Annotated in this window: 19 protein-coding genes; 8 read left to right on the top strand and 11 right to left on the bottom strand. The window is 63.6% G+C overall.

The genetic code is table 11. From position 1 onward, the window contains the following. The first annotated feature begins 135 nt into the window (after positions 1-135). The 3 genes from MUN81_RS16390 (at position 136) to MUN81_RS16400 (ending at position 2,979) form a co-directional block, all read left to right on the top strand. Positions 136-882, top strand: a complete 747-nt coding sequence (locus MUN81_RS16390) for a (Fe-S)-binding protein (RefSeq protein WP_245112295.1) — start codon at positions 136-138, stop codon at positions 880-882. A 136-nt stretch (positions 883-1,018) separates the two neighbouring features. Continuing rightward, on the top strand, positions 1,019-2,416 hold the full coding sequence (locus MUN81_RS16395) for a lactate utilization protein B (RefSeq protein WP_245112297.1): 1,398 nt from the start codon (positions 1,019-1,021) through the stop codon (positions 2,414-2,416). After that, a complete protein-coding gene (locus MUN81_RS16400) occupies positions 2,413-2,979 on the top strand; it encodes an LUD domain-containing protein (protein WP_245112299.1) in 567 nt (188 codons plus the stop codon). The genes MUN81_RS16395 and MUN81_RS16400 overlap by 4 nt, the downstream gene beginning before the upstream one ends. A 450-nt stretch (positions 2,980-3,429) precedes the next feature. Here MUN81_RS16400 and rhaM read toward each other — a convergent pair whose 3' ends face one another. The 5 genes from rhaM to MUN81_RS16425 all read right to left on the bottom strand — a co-directional run bounded on the left by rhaM (position 3,430) and on the right by MUN81_RS16425 (position 9,949). Continuing rightward, entirely contained in the window at positions 3,430-3,744 is a 315-nt protein-coding gene (gene rhaM / locus MUN81_RS16405; RefSeq protein WP_245112301.1) for an L-rhamnose mutarotase, read from the bottom strand. 8 nt (positions 3,745-3,752) lie between these two features. Continuing rightward, positions 3,753-6,593 (bottom strand): glycosyl hydrolase, encoded by a 2,841-nt coding sequence (locus MUN81_RS16410; protein WP_245112303.1) that lies wholly within the window; start codon positions 6,591-6,593, stop codon positions 3,753-3,755. A gap of 30 nt (positions 6,594-6,623) precedes the next feature. Continuing rightward, complete coding sequence (locus MUN81_RS16415; protein WP_245112304.1) at positions 6,624-7,757, bottom strand: glycoside hydrolase family 88 protein; 1,134 nt, start codon at positions 7,755-7,757, stop codon at positions 6,624-6,626. A gap of 131 nt (positions 7,758-7,888) precedes the next feature. Further along, positions 7,889-9,112, bottom strand: coding sequence for an oligogalacturonate lyase family protein (locus tag MUN81_RS16420; protein WP_245112306.1), 1,224 nt, complete (start codon positions 9,110-9,112; stop codon positions 7,889-7,891). Positions 9,113-9,142: 30 nt separating this feature from the next. After that, positions 9,143-9,949 (bottom strand): polysaccharide deacetylase family protein, encoded by an 807-nt coding sequence (locus MUN81_RS16425; protein ID WP_245112314.1) that lies wholly within the window; start codon positions 9,947-9,949, stop codon positions 9,143-9,145. A 271-nt stretch (positions 9,950-10,220) separates the two neighbouring features. On the opposite strand from MUN81_RS16425, the gene MUN81_RS16430 reads away from it, so the two are divergent. Beyond that, on the top strand, positions 10,221-10,928 hold the full coding sequence (locus tag MUN81_RS16430) for a porin family protein (protein ID WP_245112315.1): 708 nt from the start codon (positions 10,221-10,223) through the stop codon (positions 10,926-10,928). 59 nt (positions 10,929-10,987) lie between these two features. Here MUN81_RS16430 and MUN81_RS16435 read toward each other — a convergent pair whose 3' ends face one another. Next, entirely contained in the window at positions 10,988-11,845 is an 858-nt protein-coding gene (locus MUN81_RS16435) for a hypothetical protein (RefSeq protein WP_245112324.1), read from the bottom strand. Positions 11,846-11,940: 95 nt separating this feature from the next. On the opposite strand from MUN81_RS16435, the gene MUN81_RS16440 reads away from it, so the two are divergent. After that, positions 11,941-12,387, top strand: coding sequence for a DUF4174 domain-containing protein (locus MUN81_RS16440; protein WP_245112330.1), 447 nt, complete (start codon positions 11,941-11,943; stop codon positions 12,385-12,387). A gap of 42 nt (positions 12,388-12,429) precedes the next feature. Here the strand turns inward: MUN81_RS16440 and MUN81_RS16445 are convergent, their stop codons facing one another. The 5 genes from MUN81_RS16445 to galK all read right to left on the bottom strand — a co-directional run bounded on the left by MUN81_RS16445 (position 12,430) and on the right by galK (position 18,680). Continuing rightward, on the bottom strand, positions 12,430-14,343 hold the full coding sequence (locus tag MUN81_RS16445; RefSeq protein ID WP_245112332.1) for a DUF294 nucleotidyltransferase-like domain-containing protein: 1,914 nt from the start codon (positions 14,341-14,343) through the stop codon (positions 12,430-12,432). Positions 14,344-14,364: 21 nt separating this feature from the next. Next, positions 14,365-15,090, bottom strand: a complete 726-nt coding sequence (locus MUN81_RS16450; RefSeq protein WP_245112333.1) for a 3'-5' exonuclease — start codon at positions 15,088-15,090, stop codon at positions 14,365-14,367. A gap of 74 nt (positions 15,091-15,164) precedes the next feature. Then, a complete protein-coding gene (locus MUN81_RS16455) occupies positions 15,165-16,199 on the bottom strand; it encodes a LacI family DNA-binding transcriptional regulator (protein ID WP_245112335.1) in 1,035 nt (344 codons plus the stop codon). Positions 16,200-16,290: 91 nt separating this feature from the next. After that, the gene (locus MUN81_RS16460) at positions 16,291-17,343 is read right to left on the bottom strand and encodes a UDP-glucose--hexose-1-phosphate uridylyltransferase (RefSeq protein ID WP_245112337.1); all 1,053 of its coding nucleotides are present in this window, start codon (positions 17,341-17,343) and stop codon (positions 16,291-16,293) included. A 170-nt stretch (positions 17,344-17,513) separates the two neighbouring features. After that, the gene (gene galK, locus MUN81_RS16465) at positions 17,514-18,680 is read right to left on the bottom strand and encodes a galactokinase (protein WP_245112339.1); all 1,167 of its coding nucleotides are present in this window, start codon (positions 18,678-18,680) and stop codon (positions 17,514-17,516) included. A 198-nt stretch (positions 18,681-18,878) separates the two neighbouring features. Between galK and MUN81_RS16470 the strand changes: the two genes are divergently transcribed. From MUN81_RS16470 to MUN81_RS16480, 3 genes are all read left to right on the top strand, one after another. After that, positions 18,879-21,461, top strand: a complete 2,583-nt coding sequence (locus MUN81_RS16470; protein ID WP_245112340.1) for a cellulase family glycosylhydrolase — start codon at positions 18,879-18,881, stop codon at positions 21,459-21,461. Between the two features lie 126 nt (positions 21,462-21,587). Further along, the gene (locus tag MUN81_RS16475) at positions 21,588-23,333 is read left to right on the top strand and encodes a glycosyl hydrolase 53 family protein (RefSeq protein ID WP_245112341.1); all 1,746 of its coding nucleotides are present in this window, start codon (positions 21,588-21,590) and stop codon (positions 23,331-23,333) included. Between the two features lie 72 nt (positions 23,334-23,405). Next, the gene (locus MUN81_RS16480; protein ID WP_245112355.1) at positions 23,406-24,518 is read left to right on the top strand and encodes a T9SS type A sorting domain-containing protein; all 1,113 of its coding nucleotides are present in this window, start codon (positions 23,406-23,408) and stop codon (positions 24,516-24,518) included. Positions 24,519-24,565: the final 47 nt, after the last annotated feature.

The raw sequence follows: 24,565 nt of genomic DNA on the forward strand, positions 1-24,565 counted from the left end.
CACCCTCGGCCCCTTTCCCAAGGAAGAGGGGAGCCTAACGCCTACGCATAACCGGTGCCCCCTCTCCCTTAGGAGAGGGGGTCAGGGGGTGAGGCGCCACGCCTGCACCCAACCGTACACGCTAGAAAAACAAGAATGAAAGTTGCCCTATTCGTCCCCTGCTACATCGACCAGTTCTACCCGCAGGTAGGCGTTGCGACGTTGCAGCTGCTTGAAAAGCTGGGCGTGCAGGCGCACTTCCCGGCCCAACAAACCTGCTGCGGCCAGCCGCTGGCCAACAGCGGCTGCGAGCGCGACGCCCTGCCCATCTACAAGCACTTCGTCAACACGTTTCAGGACTACGACTACGTGGTGGCGCCTTCGGGCAGCTGCGTGTACCACGTGCGCAAGCACTTCGACAAGCTCGACCAAACCGCCGAAGTGCAGCACGTGCGCGGCGCGGCCTACGACCTGATTGACTTCATCAGCACGGTACTGAAGGTGGACGCGCTGCCCGGCGCATTCCCCCACAAAGTGGGCCTGCACCTGAGCTGCCACGGCCAGCGCGGCCTGCACCAGGCCAACGAATCGGAAATGACCCCGGTGCGCGACGGCCAGCTCAGCCGTCTGCTCCGTTCTCTGGACGGCATCGAGCTAACCCAGCTCAACCGCAACGACGAGTGCTGCGGCTTCGGCGGCACGTTCTGCGTGAGCGAGGCGGGCATTTCGGCCCGCATGGGCCAGGACCGCGTGGCCGACCACGTGCGCAACGGCACGCAGGTGCTCACCGGCAGCGACATGTCGTGCCTGATGCACCTGGAAGGCATCGTGCGCCGTGCCAAAATGCCCATCAAGGTGATGCACGCCGCCGAGATTTTGAATGGCGTTTTGGCAAGTGTGTAAATAACCAGAACGGTCATGCTGAGCGCAGTCGAAGCATCTCTACCGCTTTGTTGAGACGACTGAATTGCTGCTGCAGTAGAGATGCTTCGACTGCGCTCAGCATGACGGCCTTTAGATTTCATTTTAACTCCACTCCATGTCCCACGCCATTCGCGCCGACAAGTTTTTGCTGGATGCCGACCGCACCACCTGGCACGACGAGACCCTGTGGTTTGTGCGCGAAAAGCGCGACCGGGCCGTGTACGCCGTGCCCGAATTTCAGGAACTGCGCGAGCTGGCCTCCCAAATCAAAAACCACACCCTGAGCCGGCTCGACCTGTATTTGCAGGAGTTTGAGGCGGCTGCGCAGGCCAATGGCGTGCACGTGCACTGGGCCGCCGATGCGGCCGAGCACAACGCCATTATCCTCGACATCATCAAGAAGCAAGGTGCCACGCGCGTGGTGAAAAGCAAATCGATGCTGACCGAGGAATGCCACCTCAACCCCTACCTTATCCAGCACGGCGTAGAAGTGGTGGACACTGACCTGGGCGAACGCATCATTCAGTTTCGCGACGAGGCGCCGAGCCACATCGTGCTGCCGGCCATCCACCTCAAAAAGGAGGACGTGGGCGACACCTTCCACACCCACCTGGGCACCGCCAAGGGCGAAAGCGACCCGCAACGCCTCACCGAGGCCGCGCGCCAGCACCTGCGCAGCAAGTTCGTTGCGGGCGAAGTGGCCATATCGGGCGTCAACTTCGCCATTGCCGAGACCGGCGCCGTGGTGGTGTGCACCAACGAGGGCAACGCCGACCTGGGCGTGAACCTGGCCCGGGTGCACATCGCGGCCATGGGCATCGAGAAGATTATCCCGCGGCTCACGGACCTGGGCGTGTTCACGCGCCTGCTGGCCCGCAGCGCTACCGGGCAGCCGGTGACGACCTACACCTCGCACTTCGCCAAGCCCGCGCCGGACAAGGAGATGCACATTGTCATCGTCGACAACGGCCGCACCCAGCAGCTGGGACGGCCCGATTTCCGGGCCTCGCTGAAGTGCATTCGCTGCGGCGCCTGCATGAACACCTGCCCGGTGTACCGGCGCAGCGGCGGCCACAGCTACGATTTCACCGTGCCGGGCCCGATTGGCGCCATTCTGTCGCCCAACATCGACATGAAAAAGCACGCCTCGCTGCCGTTTGCCAGCACGCTATGCGGCTCCTGCACCGACGTGTGCCCCGTGAAAATTGACATCCACACCCAGCTTTACAAATGGCGGCAGGTGTTGGGCGAAGCCAATGAAATCCCGGCTTCGAAAAAGTGGGGCATGAAGTTCATGGGCCGCGTGCTGGCCAGCACCCGCGTCTACGGCCTGGGCGGGCAGTTTGCGCGCCGCGCGCTGCGCCTGCTGCCGCACGGCCTCACCCACGCCCCTTCCTTCAACGCCTGGGCCGTGGCCCGCGAGCTGCCCGAGGCGCCCAAGCAAAGCTTCCGCGAGTGGTACGCCAAGCAGCCCCAGCCCGCCCCTCAACCCCAATCCCAGGTACCGGCATGAGTGCTTCCCGCGACCGAATTTTAGCCGCTGCCAAGGCCAACAAGCCCGAAGAGCTTCCGCTGCCCGAGGTGCCGCTGTTTGGCGGCGACGCTACGGCCGAGCGGTTTACCACGGTGCTGGCCGGCATTGGCGGCACGGTGGTGTGGCTCGATGGACTGGAGAGCCTGGCGCCCACGGTGCAGCAGCTCTTTCCAGAGGCCCAGAACACGGCCTCGGCCCTGTTCCGCGGCACGGTGCCCGTCGATGCGCAGACGCCCACCGGCATCCTGGCCGCCATTGATTTGGCCGTGCTCCAGGGCGAAATCGGCGTAGCCGAAAACGGGGCTATCTGGCTGCCCGAGGCCAACATGCTGCACCGGGCGCTGCCCACCATCACGCAGCACCTGGCGTTGGTGCTCGACCGCCGCCGCCTGGTGGCCACCATGCACCAAGCCTACGCCCAGCTGCCTGGCACCGGCGGCTACGGCAAGTTCGTGGCCGGCCCATCCAAGACAGCCGACATTGAGCAGTCGTTGGTGATTGGGGCGCACGGCGCACGCAGCCTCGTGGTGCTGCTGTATTAACCGAAAGTTGACGCAAAGACAAAAAAGAAGCGGCCCCCAGTGGAGGCCGCCTCTTCGTCGTTTATTGTTTCACTTAAACTCACTTTGTCTTTTAATCGGGAAAGGGCCAGGCCCCGTGTGCAGCCGATGCTGCGCTTCTTTCGCATTGCAGGGATGGCAACGCCGCGAGGGCGAAACCGCTCCAGCGGGCTTTGGTAGCTACTCCGGCGGTCTACCGGGTCGGAACGGCCGATGAAGCCGGTGAGGTGACAACCCTAACGTGGCGCGCGGCAGAGACAAAGCAAGAGGACTCCCACCCAATCTTTCTCCATCCTGCTGCGCGCCAGTCAGGTTGTAACTCACTTACCATACACAAAGCTGCATTTGTACCAGGTCGAAACCCTCCCGCACCCTCCTGCTATCCAAAAATTCTGGTGAGTAGACACTAACCAGTTCGTATCTACCGCTTGCCTAGTCCATGTGGAACACCCGCGCCAGCGGCTGCACCACCGGCGAATTATCGGGGTTGGTTTCCATCAAGTCGCCCATGTAGGCCCACCAGCGTTGCATGATTTCGGTAGCGGGCAGCTGGTCGGTGGCGTGGCCGGGCACGCGCTTCTGCACCGCAAATAGGGTCCCGCTGGCAGCCTCTAGGTAGATGGAATAGTCCCGAATGCCTGCCTCGTGCAGCAGCACCGTGAGCTCGGGCCAGATTTCGTCGTGGCGGCGCTCGTACTCGGCGGCCACGCCGGGCTTGAGCTTCATGGTGAAGGCTACTTCTTCCATTGTAACAGTTATTGAACCGGCGCGCCCACCGACGCCGGCGTGAGGGTAACCGGGCCGAGCAGGCCGGACTCCAGCGGCGCCCATTTCTCGGCGGTGAAGAGGCCGTCGGCACCGCGGTTTTCCTTGAGCTTGGCGGGCATGTTGGTGTTGTAGAAAATCTTCCAATCGACGTGGTTGCGGTCCATGTCGCTGATGCGGTTGGCCATGAGGTTGCTCACGGTCACGGTGAGCGTGTTGTTGGCTTTGAGCTGGTACTTGGGCAGGTACACCTGGTACACGGGGCCCAGTAGCGTGGCCACGGGCTGGCCGTTGAGCTGCACGCGGGCGCTTTGGGCCACGCGGCCCAGGTCGAGCAGCCAGCCGTCGGCGCTGCCCTGCGGCAGGACGAAGGTGGTGGTGTAGGCAGCCGTGCCCGAAAATTTCTTGCCCGCCTCGCCGGCCAGCGTGGTCCACGACGCCAGCTCGCGCACCTGTTGCTTGGCCGGTAGCTCAGGGCCGCCCGAGAGAAAGCTCAGCTCCCAGGGCGCCGAAAGCGGCTGGGGTGCGGCGGCCAGGGAAAGGTAGGGATAGGCCGGGCCGGTGGCGGCGCCCTCGTTGGTGTCCAGAATGCAGGTTTCGCCGGGCGCCAGCTGCATGTATACTTCGGCAACGCCCTGGGAGGAGGTGCGCAGCGAGGCCATGCCGGTTTGCTCGGTCATGGGGTTGTAGAGGGCGGCCGACTTGGCAGCGGTTTGCAGCGGTACCCACGTAGCCACGGGCTTCTCGCCCCAGTTGGCCAGGAAATAGGTGTGGCCCCCGGCGCGGCGGCGCCGAATGAACTGCAGGCCTTCGTCGACCAGGGTTTCGCGCTTCACGCCGGCCTGGGCCAGCAGCGCGTTCACATCGGCGCCCAGCAGCACGCGGCCCTTGCCCACGGTGGCCTGGCGCAGGCCGTCTTTGCCGTCCTTGAACTTGAACTGGGCCAGCAGCTTCTGGAAATTGGCGCGCCGGTTGTCGAGGTTGCCGAAGCCGGGCACGTCGGCCGGGGCCTGGTTCTGGAATAGGATGGTGGCGCCGTTGGTGGCCAGGCGCAGCAGCTGCTCCAGGGTGAGCAGCGGCATGAGGTGGGCATCGGGCACCAAAAGGGTCTGGTAGCTGGTGCCGCCGGTGGCCAGGGCGGCGCCTTCGTTTTTCAGGCCCAGCACCTGCTTGTCGGAAATAAAATCGTAGCCGTAGCCCTTGGCCAGCAGCAGTTCGCTGGTGGCGTCCACGGGCAGGCCCTTGAAGCCGTGCTCGATGCCGTCGAAGTGCTGCAGCAGCACCTTGCCGGGGCGGGTGTAGGCGTCGGACTGCGGCAGGTAGAGCAGCAGGTCGTTGTCGGGCTGGCCGGCCTGCAGGAAGCTCTGGCAGCGCGCCGTGTACTGGTTCAGCTTGCCAAAATCCGTCCAGAACGGGTTTTGCGGGTTGAACTCCACGGCGGCGTAGAACAGCCAGCCGGGCCATTTGGCAGAAGGCGGCGAGTAAGCCGTGCCGTGGTAAAACACGTGGTTGACGCCGCCAAGCAGCATGCGGTCGATGGCCTTTTTCACGTCCGAGAGCTTACTCAGGAAATGGTCATTCTCCCAGGTTGCGGTTTCGGCCGAGGTCAGCGGTTTGCCCGTGACGTGCGCGGCCGACGACGCAAACTTGATGCGCGTGAGGTTCTCCCCTTCCGTCTCCGGAATGTCGGTGGCGGCGTACAAATCCAGAATATTCGCCGGCGAGCCGTGGGCCTGGTTCCGAATCAGGGCATCGTGGGTTTTGGCCCAGGCGCCCCAGGTTTTGGTGTAGTTCTCGAGCAGCAGCTCCGAGATAGTTTCGCGGTAGTCGGTGAGCACGCGCTGGTTTTCGTCCTCCGTGGCTTTGCCGAAAAGCGCGGGCAGGTGCTGGCGCAAATCGTAGCCGCGCCGCCGGCTGAATTCCGAAAACATGAGCGGCGTCCAGTTGGCCTCGCCCTGCGCATCGTCGACCTCATACGAGTCGTTGAAAAACGCCCGAATCGGCTTCACGTCGTGGCCTTTGAATGCCTTGTCGAAATAAGCCAGGTAGTGGTCCGTCGCCGTCTTGGAAAGGTGGTCGATGACGTCGCCCTCGCCGCCCGGCCCGGCGCGCTCCACCTGCTTGCCGTGCCCGCCCTGAAACAAGGCATACAGCGTCCAGGTGGAGCCGGCCGGAGCCGTCCAGTTCAGCTTGCCCTTGGCGTCAACCTTGGTGGTGAGGTCTTCGGTGGCGCCTTTGTCGGAGTACGCAATCAGGGTTTGCAGCGGAATGAGCTTTTCGAAGCGCACCTGGTCGAGGGCCAGGGTTTGCAGGTTTTTATTGGTCGCGACGGGGTCGGAAAGCTGCTTGAGGTCCACCTTATGCCCTACGGCGTTGGCAATGGGCTTCTGCATGAACGTGACCGGCTCGGCCAGGCTGGCGCCGCCCTTCACCTCAAAGGTTTTGTAGGTGATGTACTTGGAGGCGTCAGCCGGCGTCACCCACGGTCCGCCGAAGGGCCAGCCCGACGCCTGCGCCATGTCGATGCCCAGGCCCAGGCGTTTGGCCTCGGTGAGGGTGTGGGAGAGCATGTCCATCCACTTCGGCGAGAGGAAGTCGATGAACTGGCTTTCGGCGCCTTTCACGCCGTAGATGGTCGTGATTTCCATGCCGCCGAGCCCCGCCTTCTGGTACTCGGTGAGCAGGTGGGTAAGGTCGGGCTTGTTCACGGCGCTACCCTCCCACCACCAGCGCGTCCAGGGCTTGGTTTGCTGGGTGATGGCGGGCCATTTGGGGGCCTGCGCGTGGGCGCCGAGCGAGGCCAGGAGAAGAAGGGCGAGGGAGCGTTTCATGGGGTGGTTGCTGTGGCGGGGCGCCAGTCGTTACTTCAGCTTGTAAACTTCGCTTCCGGCCAGCAGGAAGCAGCCGAGGCCGTAGTCCTCAAAGTCGGGCTTGCTGGTGTAGCTCACGGGCTGGCTGTCTTTGGGCTCCTTGCCGGTGCCCTGCACGTAGCCCAGGAAACCGTCTTTGTGAATGCAGTCCTTCACCATGCCCTGCCAGGCTTTGGCGATGATGGGCTCGTACTGCTTCTTGTCGAGCAGGCCGTTGTTGAGACCCCAGGCCATGCCGTAGGTGAAGAGGGCCGTGCCCGTCATCTCCTTGCCGCCGAAGTGCGTGGCGTCGTGCAGGCTCACGTTCCAGAAGCCGTCGGGGCGCTGCAGCGGCGGCAGGGCCTGCATCATGGCCAGGTACATCTGCTCGTATTCGGCGCGATGGGGGGCGTCTTTGGGCATCACGTCCAGCACGCGCACCAGGGCGGCCACCACCCAGCCGTTGCCGCGGCTCCAGTAGCAGTCTTCGCCGTTGGGCTCTTTGTAGGGGGGCACAAAGTCCTTGTCGCGCCACCACAGCTTGTCCTGCGGGTTGTAGAGGCCGTTGCCGCCCTCGCGGGTCTTCGAGTTGTTGTACATGGCGTACATCTTCTCGTAGTAGGCATTGTCCTTCGTAATGACGGCCAGCTTGGCAAACACCGGCATGGCCATCTGCAGGGCGTCAATCCAGTTCCAGTCGTCTACTTTGTCGCTGGCCACCATGTTGTCGACGGCCGCTTTGATGTCGTGCAGGCGCTCGGGCTTGGGGTCTATCTGGTACAGCTCCAGGTAGGTTTGACCGGCGCACTGGTTGTCGGCGTTGCGGTCCGTGATGCCGTTGCGGATGCCCCACTTATGGCTCTGGCCCCAGTCCACGGCGTATTCGTAGTAGCGCGGCTGCTTGTCGGTGCGGTACAGGGCCATCAGGCCTTCGTAGTACACGCCGCGCGTCCAGATGTGGCTGGGCCGGGTTTTGTTGGTCACGATTTCCTTGCCCGTGTCGGGCCACTTCGCCATGAAGTAGTCGTTGGTCAGGGTCATGGCCTTGAGCACAGCTTTCTTTTTAGGCAGCTTCTGGGCTGCGGCGGGCTGGGCCAGCAGCAGGGCAGCAGCGAGACAGGCGGTAAGGGTGGTTTTTAGGGACATTGATTTGGACATTTGCTCGTGACCGTGCGGCGGTCATGCAGAGCGCAGCGAAGCATCTCGCTCGGGGAAGTAATGCAATCGGATTAAGTGCGTTGCGCACGCAAGATGCTTCGCTGCGCTCTGCATGACCCTCAGGATGCCTTCTTCTCAATTTCCACGGCGTACACCTGCTCGCGGCCTTCAAAGTTGGCCCGGAAAACTATCCATTTGCCGTCGGGCGTGAAGTGAATGTTGGGCTCCAGCTTGTAGCCGTGGGCTTTCATGTTCACCAGGCGCTCGGTGCGGAACTTGTCGCCTTCGGGGCGGAACAGATTAAGCCACATGCCATCGGGGGCTTTGGCTACCTGGCCGGCGTCGCCGCCGTCGCCGGCGAAGAGCTTCTGGTCGGGCGAGATGTTGAAGTGGATGGACCAGTCGTTGCGCTCCATTTGGTAGGCGCGCTCCTGGCCGGTTTTCACGTCGGTGCCGCCCAGGTAGAAGGTCACGCTACGCGGCTTCTGCATGTCGTACCAAATGGTTTTGCCGTCGGGGCTGAAGAACTCGTGGCCCGCGATTTCGCCGTCCACCGTGCGCTTGTGCACCAGCTTCACGGCCTTGGTTTTGGTGTTGATGTGCCAGATGCGGTCCACCTTGCCCCAGGGGCCTTCGTGGCAAAACATCAGCAAATCGGGGTCGGTGGGCGAAAATTGCACGTGGTTCAGCCAGGCGTTATCAGTAAACAGCTTGGTGAGCTTGCCCCCGCCGTCGGTGCTCACCGTGAACAGCGTGCGTGGCAATTTGGCCTCGTACACGCGGTTGAAAAAGTCGCTCTTGGCCGGATACTGGCGAAATATCTCCTTCTCAGCATCGGAGCCCCAGGCGCCGCCCAGCTGGGTTTCGTCGGCATTCAGCGAGGTGATGTCCGCCTTGAAATCGGCCGGAAACACAAACACGCGCCGGGTCTTCTTGCTGTCGATGCTGGTGGCGTACACCGTGTCCTGCACCTGGTAGAAGACCTCGCGGCGCTTGCGGCCCACAATCTCGCCCTTCACCTGCCGGAAATAGCGCGTCAGCGGCTCGGTCTGGCGGGTTTTCAGGTTCACGAGGCGCAGCTGGTGGCCCTGGGGGTCGGTGTGGTATATCACCATCAGGTCCTCGCCGCCCCTGCCCTTTACAAACGGGTTGTTGTGGAAGTAGAAGCCTGCGTTGTCGCCGTCCGGCTGGGTGAGGCGCACCACTTTGTGGCCGGTGTCGGCGTCAATCCACTCGGCCGCGGGCATGGGCTTTTGCGAGCCCGTGACGAGCCTGGTTTGGGCCTGGCCGGCCAGGCTCAGCAGCAGGGCGCCCGCCAGGGGCAAATAACAGTTGGTTTTCATGGGTGGGAATTGGAAGGATAAGGACGGCGGTTATTTCAGGTGTTTGTAGCGCGGCGGCAGGGTGCGCAGGGCTTCGGGCACATTCACAAAACGGGCCAGGTCGCGCAGGGCGATGACCCGGTAGTGGTGGTCGTGCAGGTATTTCAGGTAGGCATCGAACAGCGCGGGCGGGGTCGTCACCCAGTCGTGGGCCACGTCGGGCACGCCGTGCACGGTCAGAATCACCACACGGCCGTCGTGCGCCTGCCGGATGGCGCTCAGCACCCTGGCCGTGTCGGGGCCCGAAATGCTGAAGCTGGGCAGCAGCATGGGGTGGTCGGTGGCGGGGTCGTAGGCGCGGGCCCCGCCGGCGCGGGCAAAGGCATAGCCGCGCTCGGGCAGCAGCGCCGTGGCCGTGGGGTGTGTGTCGTAGCCGGGGTAGGCGAAGGTGGTGGGCCGGGGAATGCCCCAGGTGCGGCAGCGCGCCTCGATGGAATCGAGCTCGGCACCCAGCTGCGCCCGGCTCATTTTGTTGACGTGCTGGTGGGTGAGCGTGTGGCTCGCCACTTCAAACCCTTGCCGGTGCAGGCCCTGGATTTGCGCCCAGGTCATGTATTTGGTTTTATCAGCAAACGGCGGCTCCCGGAATTCGCACACGAAAAACGTGCCCCCGAAGCCGTATTGCTTTAGCAGCGGGGCCACGTAGGTAGCGTGGCTCACGGCCGCATCGTCGAAGGTGAGGACCACCAGCTTGTCGGGCACGGGGCGGCGCAGCACCTGCGCTGCGGCGCACCCGGCAGCGCCCGGCCCCAGCAGGGCCAATAACAATACCAAGCGAAAGCCAGCCGAAGAAGCCACGAAGCGCGGTGGGAATTGATGAAAAGCACCGCAAGAAGCTGTGACCGCGAGGCCTAACCTTCCTGTACTCTTCGGTGCCCATGAGCTAGCGGCCTGCTGCCACTACGATGCCATGAAGGGCTTCGCTGGCCAGCCTGCCCAATAGCCAACATGTAGGCCGGCGTACCTACCTTACCGCACCCCTTTCATCAATTCTGCTCACCCGGTTTCTGCTTCTGCCATGCCTAAGTGCCAGCCGTTACGCTCTATCATCATTGCCGGGGCGTGCAGCTTGGCCACTGCCCCGGCCCAGAGCCAAACTAACGTAAGCATCGGCCCTACTATTGGCTTGAACGTTTCAACAGCACCCTATTCCGAGCGCCGAACCTACACCACCACGTATACAACGGGCCTTGAAGCGGGCGTGGTAGCTTCCATCAATCAGGGCCATTTCGCGCTGCAACCGGCGTTGCTCATTTCGCAAAAAGGGTTTGGCATCAACGATAATTACACCGACGACAGCTACGGCCAAGTCACCATCATTGCGACCAAGGCAACCTATCGGCTCAATTACCTCGCGCTGCCATTAAACCTGGCTTACACCCAGCTAGAGGATGGACAAGGCTTGCAGGCTTTTGTGGGGGCTTTCGCGGGACTGTTGTTGGGCGGCGATTATTCCTCTGGCACCAGCTACTCGGTCAGAACGCCGCACTCGGCCACGGGCGGCTACTCCAACGTTTCGGGCAACGTGGCCGGCGGCGATTATTTTTCCAATTCTGTCGGCGATAAAACGTACTATTCTCGACGCTACGATTTCGGTGTGCAGGGTGGCCTGGGCTATCGGCAAGGGCAATTACAGATGCAATTGGGCTACAGCCTGAGCCTGCGCAACCTAGGAGCCGACTACAAATTCGGGAATGGCAGCACGGCCCCCGGGCCGAGCTACCGGAACCGTGCCTTTAATCTCTCCCTGGCTTACCTGTTTGCTACGGCCCGATAATTAAACCTTGCCTGCGAGAAGGCTGGCGCCAATTATCCGATACTTGCGAAGCTTCCATGTTATCGGCGGGTGGCTTGGAACAAGCGACCTCTCTCGTTACTCACCAAAAAGGCTGAGTCGCTGAGAAACATCAGTCCCTCGGCTTGGCCCGTGCGGGGCAGTGCCCGAAAGCGCTTGAGCCCGTCGAACAGGCGGCGGCCCGGCCGATTTTCAAATAAAAACACCCCGCCGTAGGCCAGCAGCGCTACCGTGCGGCCATCGGGGCTGATGTCGGCGGCGGTGATGGGGCGGTTGAGGCGAATGCTGTCGCGTAGGGTGGCAACGTACCTGCCGGGACGGGCCGGCAGCACGTAGTGCTTGGTCCACTGGCGCAGGCTACGGTCTTTGCTGAACAGGTGCAGCGTGTCTTGGTACCAGTAAAAGGCTTCGCAGTCGAAGTTGCGGCGGCCCCGGCGCGGCGGAAACGCGTGCTGGTCGGGGTAGCGGAAAGAGATGGTATCGACCACCGGCTGGCCCACGCTTGCGCCCAGTCGGTAGATGGCCAGGTCGCGGCGCTGGTTGCGGTTGTTGCCGAAGTCGCCGATGTACAGGCGGCCGGCACCGTCGCGGGTCAGGTCCTCCCAATCGGTATTGGGCAGCGAGGCCAGGTTGAAGCTGCGGCGCAGGCTGCCGGGCAGTTCCAGCTGAAACAGCTTCGCGGGGGTGCCCGCATCGCCGTGGGTCCAGAACGCAGCGGCGGTGTCGGCGCGGGCCAGGCCGGAGCTTTCGCGCACGGCGCGGGGCAGGCGGCCGGCCTTGCGCACGGCGTAGTGAGCGCGCTCGAAACGGCCGCGCCCGTGGTTGGCCGGCGCCCCGACGAGCACGGCGTGCAGGAAAACCAGGACGGGAAAGAAGGTGTCGCGCAGCAGGTATAGCATAGACGAAACGAGAAAATTTCGCGTACTCCGGCTGTTACGAAAGCAGACAAAAGGCGACGACATTCTTCCCGCCGCTGCAAACTCCATCCTCCGACATGAAATACCTTCCGCAAGTACAGTTCATCACCATTTTGTTGCTTAGCGCGCTGCTTTCCTCCACACTACGTGCTCAGGCGCCCAAGCCCATGTCCCTGCAACAAACCCTGCGCGAAAGCCACTGGAAGAAACGCGTGCTTCTGCTAGCAGCGCCCAACGCGCAGCAAGCCGATTTCAAGCAACAGCAGGCGCTCTTGGCCTCACAGCAAGCTGCCCTGGCCGAGCGCGACTTCCTGGTGCTGCCGGTGCTGTATGAACAGCTTTCGGCCGCCGATACGCAGTTTTTGACGCGCGAAATTGGCATCAAGCTGCCGGCTTTTGCCGTCGTGCTCATCGGCAAAGACGGTGGCGTGAAAGAGCGCAGCAACCGGCCTATACAGCCGGAAAACCTCTTCGGCACCGTTGATAAAATGCCTATGCGCCGACAGGAGATGCTGAAGAAATAACCGTCTGTCATTGCCGCGCTGCGCTCGCAATGACGGTCCCTCCTACCCCAACGATTTGGTGAAACCAACCTTAATCTTGAGTTGGAAATCCGCAATTACTTTGAAAATCTCCTTCAGCGTCACCTGCTCCACTTTGGTCAGGGTTTTGGGGTCGAGGTAGTTGTCGGGGGCCACGTTGTCGCTGATGATTTGGGCGGCTTGCTTTTTCAGGCGCACGCCCATGAGGTAGTAGTAGGACTGCAGCAGCTCCTGGGTTTCGCGCTCCGTGAACACGCCTTCGGCGCGCAGGGCTTCGAGGCGCTCGCCGGTGTTGGTGGCGAAAATGCGGTGGCGCAGGGCGTACATGCGCACCAAATCGACGATGGGCGACATGGTGCGCTTGAGGTTGAACACTTGCTGGTCGCCGTGGGCGAAGGTGCGGATGTTGCGAAAAAACGTGAGCGGCGGCTCGTACTGCAGCGCATTCACGGCCATGTAGTGGAAAAACCGGTCGCGCGGCTTCTGCAGCTCGGTGGCCAAAAACTCGTGCAGTTCGTCCATGATTTCGGCATCGCCATAGAGGTAGCGGCAGTCGAACGAAGCGGCAAACTGCATGCCCGATTCCGGATTCGAGTCGGTCATCCACTCCACGTAGTTGCGCTTCCAGTGTGAGAGCGAGTGCGTCCACTTCGGGTTTTTGGCCATGAAGCCGCCCTCGCAGTAGCTGAAGCCGATGGCGTTGAGCTGGTCGCTCACCATCTCGGCAAATTTCAGGAAGTAGGCCCGCACTTCTTCGCGGTGCTCGTTGGCCTTGTCTTCGTAAATAATGGCGTTGTCCTGGTCCGTGAGCAGGGTTTGCTCCTTGCGGCCTTCGCTGCCCAGCACCATGTACACGAACTTGGCCGGCGGCGGGCCCAGCTCCGCAATGGCCCCCTCGATGAGCTTGAGGGCAATGGTGTCGGACACAGTGGTGATGACCTGGTTCACAATTTCAGGCTTCACGCCGCGGTTCAGGAGCTGGTACACCATTTCGGGCACCTGCTCCCAGCGGCGCTTCAGCTCGGGCACGGCCTGGGCCTGCTTCACGCTCTGAATGAAGATGAACGGCGACTGGTCCTGGTCGTCAGTCAGTAGCTTGTTGCGGCTCAGGAAGCCCACGTATTCGCCGTCGGTTTCCACCAGCAGGTAGCGCGTCTTGGTCCGGAACATCAGCAGAATAGCCTCATACACAAAGGCCCGCGAGCTAATGCTCACCACCGGTGCGTCCACAATGGTTTCGACGGGCAGGTTAGCGTCGAGCAGGCCGGCCACCACCTTGTCGCGCAGGGTAATGTCGGTGACGTAGCCGATGATGTGGCCGCCCACGTCGGCGTTGGTGATGAAGTAGCAGCTGGTGCGGGCGGCGGCCATGCGCCGGGCCACTTCGTGAATGGGCGTGTAGGCGGCGCACACGTCCAGGGGCCGCATTTCCAGCGTCTCGATGCGGCGCGAAAACAGCTGGTCGGAGGCCAGGTAGTTCTCGCCGGCGCTGCTGGCCGGCCGCACAAAGTGGGCGTACTCCTCGTTCAGCATGCGCTGCCCGTAGCGCGCCGTGAAGAAGTGGAAGAACTTCTCGTAGGCCTTGCACAGCGCGCGAAACTCGCGCCGGTGCAGGAAGTACACGCGGGTGTCTTTTTTGGCCCGCACGGTGCGCAAAGAGCGTTTTTTGTTCAGCAGCACCGAGATACCGCCGTAGCACTCGCCGGCCCGGCTGTGCTCAATCACGCGCTTGTTCTGCTGGCTGTCGTAGAAAAACGTCTCGTACTCGCCTTCCACAATGATGTCGATGCCGCGCAGCTTGGTCACGCCCTGGTAGTAGATGATGGCCTCGCGGGGGTGGCGCACTTCTTCCAGGCCCTCGGCCACTTCGGCCAGCACGTCGTCCGGCAGCAGGTCGAAGGGCTTCACGGTGCGCAGAAAATTGAGTTTTTCGGACATGGTATTGGGAATAATCTTCAATTAGCCAATCAGAAAGAAGGCCAGCAACAACAGCGCCACCGTGCCCAGCAGCAACCACGGCGCCACCCCAATGCGCAGGCGCTTGCGCCGCAGCGGTTGCGCCGGCCGCGGCTCGGGCACGGTCACGGGCGCTTGGCGGGCCACGGTTTCGTCGGTAATCAGCCCTTGGCGGCGCATCTCGAAATAGCAGCGGGCCGTGGCGCGCACGTCGACCAAGGCATCGTGGGCGTTTTCGAGGGGCTCGTGGAACAGGCGCTGATACAGTTCGCCCAAGCGCAGAAAGCCCTGCGTGGGGTGGCGCACCAGCGGGCTGGTGGCCCGCATGGTGCAGAAGGTGGGCAGGTTCAGCAGCGGGTTTTTCAGGCCGGCCCGGTGAAAGCCCACGCCCACCATGTGAAAATCGAGCTGCATGAAATGGGCCACCACCAGCGGCTGGTAGTGCAGCAGGTCGCGGTGCAGGCGCTGCATCACGGCGTGGCGGGGCCGGCCGTTAGCCCGCAGAAAATCCACGGTGAGGCCGTGCACGCGGCCCGACTCCGGGCTCATGTCGTAGTCGCTGGGCTGGATGTAGTGGTTCTCGGCCTTGATTTCGCGGCCGTCGGGCGTGCACACCACCCAGGCCAGCTGCACGATGTGCGGCCAGTTCTTGCGGCTGGCATAGGGCTTGGTCCAGTCGCGCGGAATGCCCGAAGTTTCGGTATCGACGAACAGCAGGTAGTCTTTCACGGCGCGGGCGGGCCCATCAGCAGGCAGCAGACAACAAAAATCCGGCGAATTCCTTCCCCGTCCTAACCGGCGCGCTACGCGTGCTGCCGCTTGCCCGACGACTCCCGCATCAACAGATGCGGCTCCAGCACGACCTTGCGGGGCGCCTGCCGGTGGCCGGTTTGCTGCACCATCTCCAGCAGCAGCCGCACGGCGGCGCCGCCCATCTCTTCGCACTGCTGGTCGATGGTGGTGAGCTGCGGCTCGGTGAGCGACGAAAACGTCTCGTTGCCGAAGCCGCTCAGGGCCACGTCCTGCGGCACCCGCAGCCCGTGCTCCTTGAGGGCCTGCAGGGCCCCCACGGCCGTAAAATCGCCGGCTGAGAAGATGGCATCGGGGCGCCGGGGCAGGGCCAGCAGCTGGCGCACGCTCACGTCGCCGTCGGCCAGCGACATGTCTTTCGAGAGCACCACCAGGTCCACTTCCACGGGTAGGCCGGCTTCGCGCAGGGCCTGGCAGTAGCCCTCGTACCGGTCTTTGTAGATGTTGAGGTGCTGCGGGCCGCCGAGGTGGGCAATGCGCCGCCGGCCCTGCTCCAGCAGGTGCTTGGTGGCCAGGTAGCCGCCGCGCTGGTCGTCCACCACCACGGCGCTCACATCGCTGCCGTCCAGAATGCGGTCGAAAAACACCAGCGGCACGTTGCGCTGCCGCACTTTCGCGAAATGCTCGAAATCGTGCGTGGTGCGCGCCAACGACACCAGAATGCCGTCGACCTGGGCATTTATCAGCGTTTCCACATTTTTAGCTTCGTGGGTGTGGTCTTCGTTGCTCTGGCACAGCATCACGTTGAAGCCGGCCTGGTTGGCCACGGCCTCGATGCCCTTCACTACCAAGGCAAAAAAGTGGCCGTCGATGTTCGGCACTATCACGCCGAGCGTATTGCTGCGGCCTTTGCGCAGGGCCGCGGCCAGGTGGTTGGGCTGGTAATTGAGCTGCCCGGCCAGCTCCCACACCCGCGCACGGGTGGCTTCGCTGATGCGCGAGTGGCCGCTCAACGCCCGCGACACGGTGGAAACGGCGAGGTTCAGCTCTTTCGCGATGTCCGAAATAGAAGCGTGTTTGAGAGCCAAAGCAAAAAAATGAGAAGCGAAAAGTGGGGTGGCGGGGCAAAAGTACGCCTCCGCCGGCCAGGACTTTCCCGGCCGTAGTCATGCCAACGCCTTAGCTGCCGGCTTCTTTGTAGTGCACTTCCGAGAGCTCGCGCAAGCGCCCGGCGCTGAATTCCGGCGTCACGTCGCGCTGGGGGTCGCCCAGCATCTCGTAGCCCACCATGAACTTGCGCACCGTGGCCGAGCGCAGCAACGGCGGGTAGAAATGCATGTGCAAGTGCCATTCGGGGTGCGCCTGCCCGTCGGTGGGCCGCTGGTGCAGGCCCGCCGAGTACGGGAAGCTGATGTTGAACAGGTTGTCGTAGCGAATGGTGAGGCGGCGCACGGCGTCGGCCAGGGCGTCGCGTTCTTCGGGCGTGAGCTGGGTGATGTCCTGCACGGCGCGGCGGCTCACCACCAGCGTCTCGTAGGGCCACACGGCCCAGTACGGCACCAGCACCACGAAATGCTCGTTTTCGAGTACTACCCGCTCCTTTTTTTCGAGCTCGATTTTGAGGTAGTCGCTCAACAGCGTGCGGCCGTGCTCCTGGAAGTAGGCCAGCTGCTGCACGCCCTCCTGAGCGGGCTCGCCGGGCACGGTGCGCTGGGCCCAAATCTGGCCGTGCGGGTGCGGGTTCGAGCAGCCCATCATCGGGCCCTTGTTCTCGAAAATCTGCACGTAGTTGATGTCGGGCCGCGCGCCCAGCGTCTGGAATTCCTCCACCCACAAGTCGACCACTTTCCGGATAGCCGGCACGGTCATCTGGGGCAGCGTGAGGTCGTGGCGCGGCGAGAAGCAGATGACGCGGCAGATGCCCGATTCGGCTTCGGCGCGCAGCAGGCCGCCCTCGTTCACGCCGCCGGTGGGCACGTCCACGGTCAGGGCGCCGAAGTCGTTGTTGAAGACGTAGGTCGACTCGTATTTGGGGTTCACCTCGCCGCCCACGCGGGCGTTGCCGGGGCACAGGTAGCAGGTGGGGTCGTAGGCGGGGCGCTGGTCCTGCTCGGTTTCTTCCTGCTGGCCCTGCCAGGGGCGCTTGGAGCGGTGCGGCGACACCAGCACCCACTCGCCCGAGAGGGCATTGAAGCGGCGGTGCGGGTGCTCGGTGGAATCGAAGGAAGGCATAGGCTTGGATGTTCTGGCGTGGCGCCTCACCCCCCGGCGCCCTCTCCTCAGGGAGAGGGGGAGCCACGGCGGCGCGGGCGTCTAATTGAATAATTTATTCGAGAAATGGCTGGCGCTCCCTCTCCCTACGGAGAGAGGGCCGGCCCCGACGGGGTCCCGTGAGGCGCCCGTTAGGCCGACGCCAGCCCCACCCCGTCCACTATCGTCGTCTGGTAGGTTTCCAGTTTCAGACCGAATTTCTCTTGGTAGGCTTTGCTCACGCTGGCGATGAATTCGTCCACTTTATCCGGCGCCACCAAGTTGATGGTGCAGCCGCCGAAGCCGCCGCCCATCATGCGGGCACCGAACACGCCGGGCGCGGCCTGAGCGGCTTCTACCAGCACGTCGAGCTCGGCGCAGCTCACTTCGTAGTCGTCGCGCAGGCCGGCGTGGCTGCCGTACATCTCCTGGCCAAAGGCAGCCAGGTCGCCGGCCAGCAGGTGGCGGCAGGCGGCTTCCACGCGGGCGTTTTCCTGCACTACGTAGGCGCAGCGGCGGTACACGGTGCCGCCCAGCTCGCTGCGGTGGGCGTCAAGCATTTCCATGGTGGCGTCGCGCAGGCTGGTTACTTCGGGGTGCTTCTGCTGGAGCACGCTCACGCCGCGCTCGCACTCCTGGCGGCGGGTGTTGTACTCGGAACTGGCCAAGCTGTGCTTCACGCCCGAGTTGCAGAGCACGATGCGGCAGGCCCGGGTATCGAAGGGGAAGTACTCGTACTGGAGTGAGCGGCAATCGAGGCGCACCACATGGGCATCGCGCCCAAACAGGCTGGCAAACTGGTCCATGATGCCGCACATCACGCCGGCGTAGGTATGCTCGGCCAGTTGCGCAATGCGGGCCAGTTCCATGGTGTCGAAACCGGCGCCCAGCAGGCGGTTGAGGGCGAAGGCCAGCCCGCACTCGATGGCCGCCGACGACGACATGCCCGCGCCCAGCGGCACGGTACCGGCAAACACGCAGTCGAAGCCCGGCACGGCCACTCCGCGCTGCTGAAACTGCGCCGCCACGCCCAGCAGGTAATTGGCCCAGTGCGTGTCGCTGGGGCTGATTTCGGCAGCGTTAGCCAGCTCCAGCGTCTCGTTCAGGTCGTGGGCCACCAGTCGGATTTGCTGGCCTTTGTTCAAGCCCACGGCAAACACGGCTTCCTTGTCGACGGCCGCGGGCAGCACGAAGCCGCCGTTGTAGTCGGTGTGCTCGCCGATGAGGTTGACGCGGCCGGGGGCCCGCACCAGCAGCGGCGCGTAGCCGAAATGTTGTTGAAAGTCAGCCGCAACGGCCTGGGCAAGTGACGCAGACATGTGGAAACCGGGTGGGGTGAAGGGAAACGGAAAATGCTGCTCCTGCGTACGCAAATCGGCCCGCCACGGCCAGCCAGCTGCATTAGAGGCCGAAAGTAACAGGTTGGCCGTACAAACGCGCAAACGTTTGCCGGCGCAAGCGGTTCCGGTACTTCTGTCGGCTTTCCTGCCGGCCGTTTTTCTCCCTTTTCCTGTCCCATGACGCAACGCCGTACGCTGCTGCTTTTCTTCCTTTTTTTCCTGGCTGTCACGGTGCCCTTGCTGGCGCAAAAAGCCCCCAAACAGCCCGATGGCGAGGTATTCGTGGATAAAAACGGCGTGCTGCGCTGGCAGAAAGGCCGGCAGGAAGTGGCCCTGTTTGGCGTGAACTACACCGCGCCCTTCGCCTATTCTTACCGGGCGCTGCAAAAGCTGGGCGTCAACCACGAGCAGGCCATTCGGCAGGACGTGTACCACCTGAGCCGGCTGGGCGTGGACGCTTTCCGGGTGCACGTGTGGGACGTGGAAATCACCGACACGGTGGGCAACCTGCTCGAAAACGAGCACCTGCGCCTGCTCGACTTTCTGGTGAATGAACTTAAGCAGCGCGGTATCCGCATCATCCTCACGCCCATTGCCTACTGGAACAACGGCTACCCCGAGCCGGACACCGGCACCGGCTTTTCCAGCATTTTCTCCAAGGGCGAGGCCTACACCAACCCGCGCGCCATTGCGGCGCAGGAGCGTTACCTCACGCAGTTTCTCAACCACCGCAACTCCTACACGAAAACCCTCAACCGCGAAGACGCCAACATTCTGGCCTTTGAGGTGTGCAACGAGCCGCGCTACCACAAGCCCGAAAGCGAAGTCACGAGCTTCGCTAACCGCATGGCCGCCGCCATTCGGGCCACGGGCTGCCGCAAGCCGGTGTTCTACAACGTGTCGGAAAACCCCGACGTGTACGAGGCCGTGCTCAACGCCAAAGTCGACGGGCTGACTTTTCAGTGGTACCCGCAGGGGCTGGTGGCCAACCACGCGCTGCGCGGCAACTTCCTGCCCTACGTCGACCAGTACCCTATTCCCTACCGCACGGACCCGCGCTTCACCAGCAAGGCCAGGATGGTGTATGAGTTCGAGTCGGCCGACATCATTCAGCCCGTGATGTACCCGATGATGGCCCGCAGCTTCCGCGAGGCCGGTTTTCAGTGGGCCACGCAGTTTGCCTACGACCCGCTGGCCATTGCCTACGCCAATACCGAGTACCAAACCCACTACCTGAACCTGGCCTACACGCCGGCCAAGGCCATCAGCCTGCTCATCGCTGGCCAGGCGTTCCGGACGGTGAAGCGTGGGCAGAGCTTCGGGCGCTACCCGCAGGATTCCGTGTTTGGCGACTTTCTGGTGAGCTACCGCCGCCAGCTGAGCCAGCTGAACACGCCCGAAGAGTTCTATTACACCGCCAGCACCGCTGCCGCCCCCAAGCAGCCCGGCAAGCTGCGCCACGTGGCTGGCGTGGGCTCCTCAACAGTGGTGCGCTACGGCGGGCTGGGCGCCTATTTCCTCGACCGCCTGGCGCCCGGCGTGTGGCGCTTGGAGGTGATGCCCGACGCCCTGCCCATCCGCGACCCGTTTGAAAAAGCCTCCCTGAGCAAAGCCGTGACGCAGATTCTGTGGAACGAGCAGCCCTTGCAAGTATCGCTGAGCGACCTGGGAAGTAGTTTCTCCCTCAAAGGCCTGAACGAGGGAAACACCGCGCAGGCTCAGGCCGCGGAGGGCCGCGTCAGCGTGCGCCCCGGCGTGTACCTGCTGGCCGCCGCGGGCAAGTCGACGGCGGCCTACACGGCCAAAACCGCATTCAATCATCTTCTGCTGGGCGAATTTGTTGCCCCTGCGCCCAGCACGCTGGGCGCGCAGGTGCGCCACACGCCGCCGGTGCAGGCCGCGGCCGGGCAGCCTTTGCGCCTGCGCGCCCTCATCAGCGGGGTGGGCCCCGCCGACAGCGTGCTGCTGGTGGCTCAGCACTACTACGGCCGCACCCGCACGCTGCCCACCAGCAGCCCCGCTTACGCCACCTACGAAGCCACCGTACCCGCCGACCTGCTCTACCCTGGCCAGCTGCGCTACTGGTTGGTGTTGAAAAAAGGTGCGCAAACGCTGACTTTTCCCGGCGGCTACGCTGGCCAGCCGCGCGACTGGGACTACGCCCACGCCGAGCATTGGGAAGTGCCCATTGTAGCCACAGGCACGCCGCTGCCGCTGTTTGTGGCCAGCCGCGACCAGGAGCAGGTTGAGGCCCGCGGCGTGGCCAACAACGCCTGGACCGACTACGTGACCACGCCGGCCGGCACGCTGGCGCTGCGCCTGGTGCAGGGGCCGCCCCGCGCCGGTCAGCCCGCTGCCATGGGCCCGGCCGCGAGCCTGCGGGCGTTTTTTGGTGATAAGCTGGCGGGGCGGCAGGCCGATTTGGCAGGCTTCACGGAGGTGGTGGTGCGGGCCCGCAGCAGCCAGCCCGGCGCCAGTGCCAAGGTGACGCTTACTACGAAAGATGCCGTGACGTACTCGGCCCCGCTGCCGCTGGGTGCGGAGCTACAGGACGTGCGCATTCCGCTCAGCGCCTTCCGGCCCGATGCGCTGCTGCTCATGCCCCGCCCCTACCCCGGTTTCAATGCGCTGCAATACCAGCCGGCTGCCGCACCGGCGTTCCGACTCGCCGATGCGGAAGTGCTGCAAGTAGTATGGGAGTCGGGGACGGCCCCAGCGGCGCCGCTACATCTGGATATTGAAACTGTCAGCTTGCGATAAATCACCGAACAAAGCAGCTTTCTTTGCAATAAGCACAATCTTTTGCACTAAAAATTCGTAAATTCAACTCCCTTTGCCCTCTTACCCTGTTAGTGGGCCACGCGGGCGCCTTTCACCCTTCCGGACATGACGAAACGAGTACGCTACTTCCTGCTCCTGGCCTTGCTGGCCGTTTGGAGCGGGACAATTCCGGCCGCCGAGGCGCAAACGCCGGCTCCCTTCGCCAAAGGCGCCGACATCAGCTGGGTGACGGAGATGGAGCGGGCCAACTACTTGTTCTACAACGAGGCCGGTGTGCAACAGGACTTATTCCGCCTGTTGCGCGACCACGACATGAACGCCATCCGGCTGCGCGTGTGGGTGAACCCGGCCGGCGGCTGGAACGGCAAAAACGACGTCATCGCCAAAGCCATTCGGGCCCGCAACCTGGGCTTTCGGCTCATGATTGACTTCCACTACAGCGACAGTTGGGCCGACCCCGGCCAGCAAACCAAGCCCGCGGCCTGGGCCGGCCACTCTTTCAGCCAGCTGCTGACCGACGTGTACAACCACACCTACGACGTGCTGGACTCGCTGAAGGACAACAACATCGTGCCCGAGTGGGTGCAGGTGGGCAACGAAACCAACGACGGCATGCTGTGGCCCGACGGCCGCCGCTCCCTCAACCCGCAGAACTTCGCCCAGATTATTGACCGGGGCTACGCCGCCGTGAAGGCCGTGAACCCCACGAGCAAGGTCATCGTGCACATTGCCAACGGCTTCAACAACGCCTACTTCCGCAACGTGTTCGACGACCTGGTGCTGAAAGGCGCGCGCTTCGACGTCATCGGCATGTCGCACTACCCTACCGACGTGAACTGGCCCACGCTTAATGCGCAGATTCAGACCAATATGAACGACATGGTGACGCGCTATCCCGGCAAAGAGGTGATGGTGGTGGAAACCGGCATGCCCGCCAACCGCCCCATCCCAACCCAGCAAATGCTGCTCGACCTGCTGGCCAAGGTGCGCGCCGTGCCGGGCGGCAAGGGCCTGGGCGTGCTCTACTGGGAGCCGCAGGCCTACAACTGGATGAACTACGGCCTGGGTATGTGGGCCAGCAGCGGCCGCCCCACCGTGGCACTCAGCTCGTTTCTGGATAATCCGCCGGCTCGCGGCCTCGTCTACAATCCTGGCTTCGAGTACACCGGCGCCACCCAAACCGTGCTGGGCTGGACCACCACCGGCGACGCCGACGCCGACCTGACGCAGTTTTACGGCTATTCCAGCTCCTACCAGCTGGGCCACCAGCGCGCCACGGCCTACCAGGTGCGCACCTCGCAGCTGCTCACCAACCTGCCCAACGGCACCTACACCCTGCGCGCCTGGGGCCAGAGCAGCGGCGGCCAAACCCAGTGCCAGCTCTACGCCAACGGCTTTGGCGGCAGCGAGCGGGCCACCACCCTGCCCGCCACCGGCAACTGGGAGCGCGTGGAAGTGCCGGGCATCGTGGTCACGAACGGGCAGTGCGAAATCGGCCTGCGCTCCGACGCCCACGCCAACGAAACGGCCAGCCTCGACGACGTGGAGTTTGTGGCCACGGCCGTGTCGGCGACCACGCCCGCGGCGGCCGCAGCCCGGGCGGTGGCGCAAGTGTACCCCAACCCCACCACCGGCGCGCGCACCATCCGCCTGGCCTTGGAAAAGGCCGAAACCGTGCAGCTGACGCTGTTCAGCCTTACGGGGCAGCTGCTGCGAGCCGAAGCCCCAAGGCGTCTGCCAGCCGGCGCCCAGGCAGTGCAGTGGGAGGCGCCCAACCTGCCCGCCGGCACCTATCTGTTGAAAATCTCACTGGGCAACCACACAGAGTTCCACAAAATCGTGCAGCTGTAAAAACCAACGCTCGGCTTTGTCACTTTTTACCTAACCCACATTCTATTTTTTCACTTTTACACCCAAATTCCCATGAAACCCTTACTTACTCTCCTTGCGATGGGTGCCCTCACGGCGGCCTCGCTCACCGCCAGCGCCCAGTTCACGGTCGACGGCGTGGCTTCGGCGGCTGAAATCGGCACGGGCGTGGGCAAATACCAGCTGGCCGGCTCCTACACCGGCACGCACCTCGACACCGACCGCGGTCTGAAATCCATGTACGTGGGCTACACCGCCACCACGCTCAACCTGATGCTGGTGGGCTCGGGCGAATCATCGACGGCGGGGGCCTACCGCTCGTTTATTCTCTACTTCAACACCCCGGCGCGCTCGGGCGTGCCGGCCGGCACTCAGCTGCCCGGCGGCCTCGACACGGGCTCGCCCCTGGCCCACCGCCCCACCCTCGACCTGCAGGTCGATTACGGCATCCGGTGCGTAGTGGGACCCAGCGCCGGCGACGTGTACTTCAGCGCCGTCTCGTACGTGACGGGCACGGGCACCTCGCCCGTGGGCACCGACCCCTACGTGGGCCAGGGCAACAAGAGCGGCACCGTGGTAACGGCCACCACGGCCGTGCTCACCGGCACGCGCTTCGCCTACACCAACACCGTGTCGCTGGCCGCCAACACCACCAACACGGGCGTAGAAATTGAGATTCCGCTGTCGGTGCTCAACAACGGCAGTACCACGCTGGGCGCCGGTAGCCGCCTCGACCTATTTGCGGCCTTCACCGACAGCAACGGCAACTTCGTCACCGCCGACGTGATTCCGCAAGTGGCGGGCCGCACCACGGCCTTCGGCAGCAACCCCGACTTCTCGGCCATTGCCGGCACGCAGGCGGTGGCGTTTGCGCTGGGCACGGGCGTGCTGGCCAACCGCAACGCCGTGGCCAGCGGGCTCGATTTCCAAGTGTACCCCAACCCGGCTTCGGCGGCGTCCTCCACGGTGGCCTACACCGTGCCGGCCGGCCGGCAGCCGGTGTCGCTGGCCGTGTACAACGCCCTGGGCCAGCGCGTGCGCTCCCTGGCCGCGGCCGAGCAGAGCGGCGCGCAGCAGTTTCCGCTGGGCAATCTGCCCGCCGGCGCCTACCTCGTGAAGCTGCAGGTGGGCGACCAGCTCACCAGCCGCAAAGTAGTGGTGCAATAGCCTCACAGAACAAACAAAAAAGGCGCTTCCGAATCGGAAGCGCCTTT

Source organism: Hymenobacter sp. 5317J-9 (assembly GCF_022921075.1).
In the GTDB taxonomy this organism is placed as follows: domain Bacteria; phylum Bacteroidota; class Bacteroidia; order Cytophagales; family Hymenobacteraceae; genus Hymenobacter.

Excerpts from the sequence above, each read along its gene's own strand:
- MUN81_RS16480 (WP_245112355.1), top strand. The coding sequence starts at position 23,406 with ATGAAACCCTTACTTACTCTCCTTGCGATGGGTGCCCTCACGGCGGCC.
- MUN81_RS16475 (WP_245112341.1), top strand. The coding sequence starts at position 21,588 with ATGACGAAACGAGTACGCTACTTCCTGCTCCTGGCCTTGCTGGCCGTT.
- MUN81_RS16420 (WP_245112306.1), bottom strand. The coding sequence starts at position 9,112 with ATGAAAACCAACTGTTATTTGCCCCTGGCGGGCGCCCTGCTGCTGAGC.
- MUN81_RS16460 (WP_245112337.1), bottom strand. The coding sequence starts at position 17,343 with ATGCCTTCCTTCGATTCCACCGAGCACCCGCACCGCCGCTTCAATGCC.
- MUN81_RS16400 (WP_245112299.1), top strand. The coding sequence starts at position 2,413 with ATGAGTGCTTCCCGCGACCGAATTTTAGCCGCTGCCAAGGCCAACAAG.
- MUN81_RS16410 (WP_245112303.1), bottom strand. The coding sequence starts at position 6,593 with ATGAAACGCTCCCTCGCCCTTCTTCTCCTGGCCTCGCTCGGCGCCCAC.
- MUN81_RS16415 (WP_245112304.1), bottom strand. The coding sequence starts at position 7,757 with ATGTCCCTAAAAACCACCCTTACCGCCTGTCTCGCTGCTGCCCTGCTG.
- rhaM (WP_245112301.1), bottom strand. The coding sequence starts at position 3,744 with ATGGAAGAAGTAGCCTTCACCATGAAGCTCAAGCCCGGCGTGGCCGCC.
- MUN81_RS16390 (WP_245112295.1), top strand. The coding sequence starts at position 136 with ATGAAAGTTGCCCTATTCGTCCCCTGCTACATCGACCAGTTCTACCCG.
- MUN81_RS16470 (WP_245112340.1), top strand. The coding sequence starts at position 18,879 with ATGACGCAACGCCGTACGCTGCTGCTTTTCTTCCTTTTTTTCCTGGCT.
- MUN81_RS16435 (WP_245112324.1), bottom strand. The coding sequence starts at position 11,845 with ATGCTATACCTGCTGCGCGACACCTTCTTTCCCGTCCTGGTTTTCCTG.
- MUN81_RS16395 (WP_245112297.1), top strand. The coding sequence starts at position 1,019 with ATGTCCCACGCCATTCGCGCCGACAAGTTTTTGCTGGATGCCGACCGC.
- MUN81_RS16440 (WP_245112330.1), top strand. The coding sequence starts at position 11,941 with ATGAAATACCTTCCGCAAGTACAGTTCATCACCATTTTGTTGCTTAGC.
- galK (WP_245112339.1), bottom strand. The coding sequence starts at position 18,680 with ATGTCTGCGTCACTTGCCCAGGCCGTTGCGGCTGACTTTCAACAACAT.
- MUN81_RS16445 (WP_245112332.1), bottom strand. The coding sequence starts at position 14,343 with ATGTCCGAAAAACTCAATTTTCTGCGCACCGTGAAGCCCTTCGACCTG.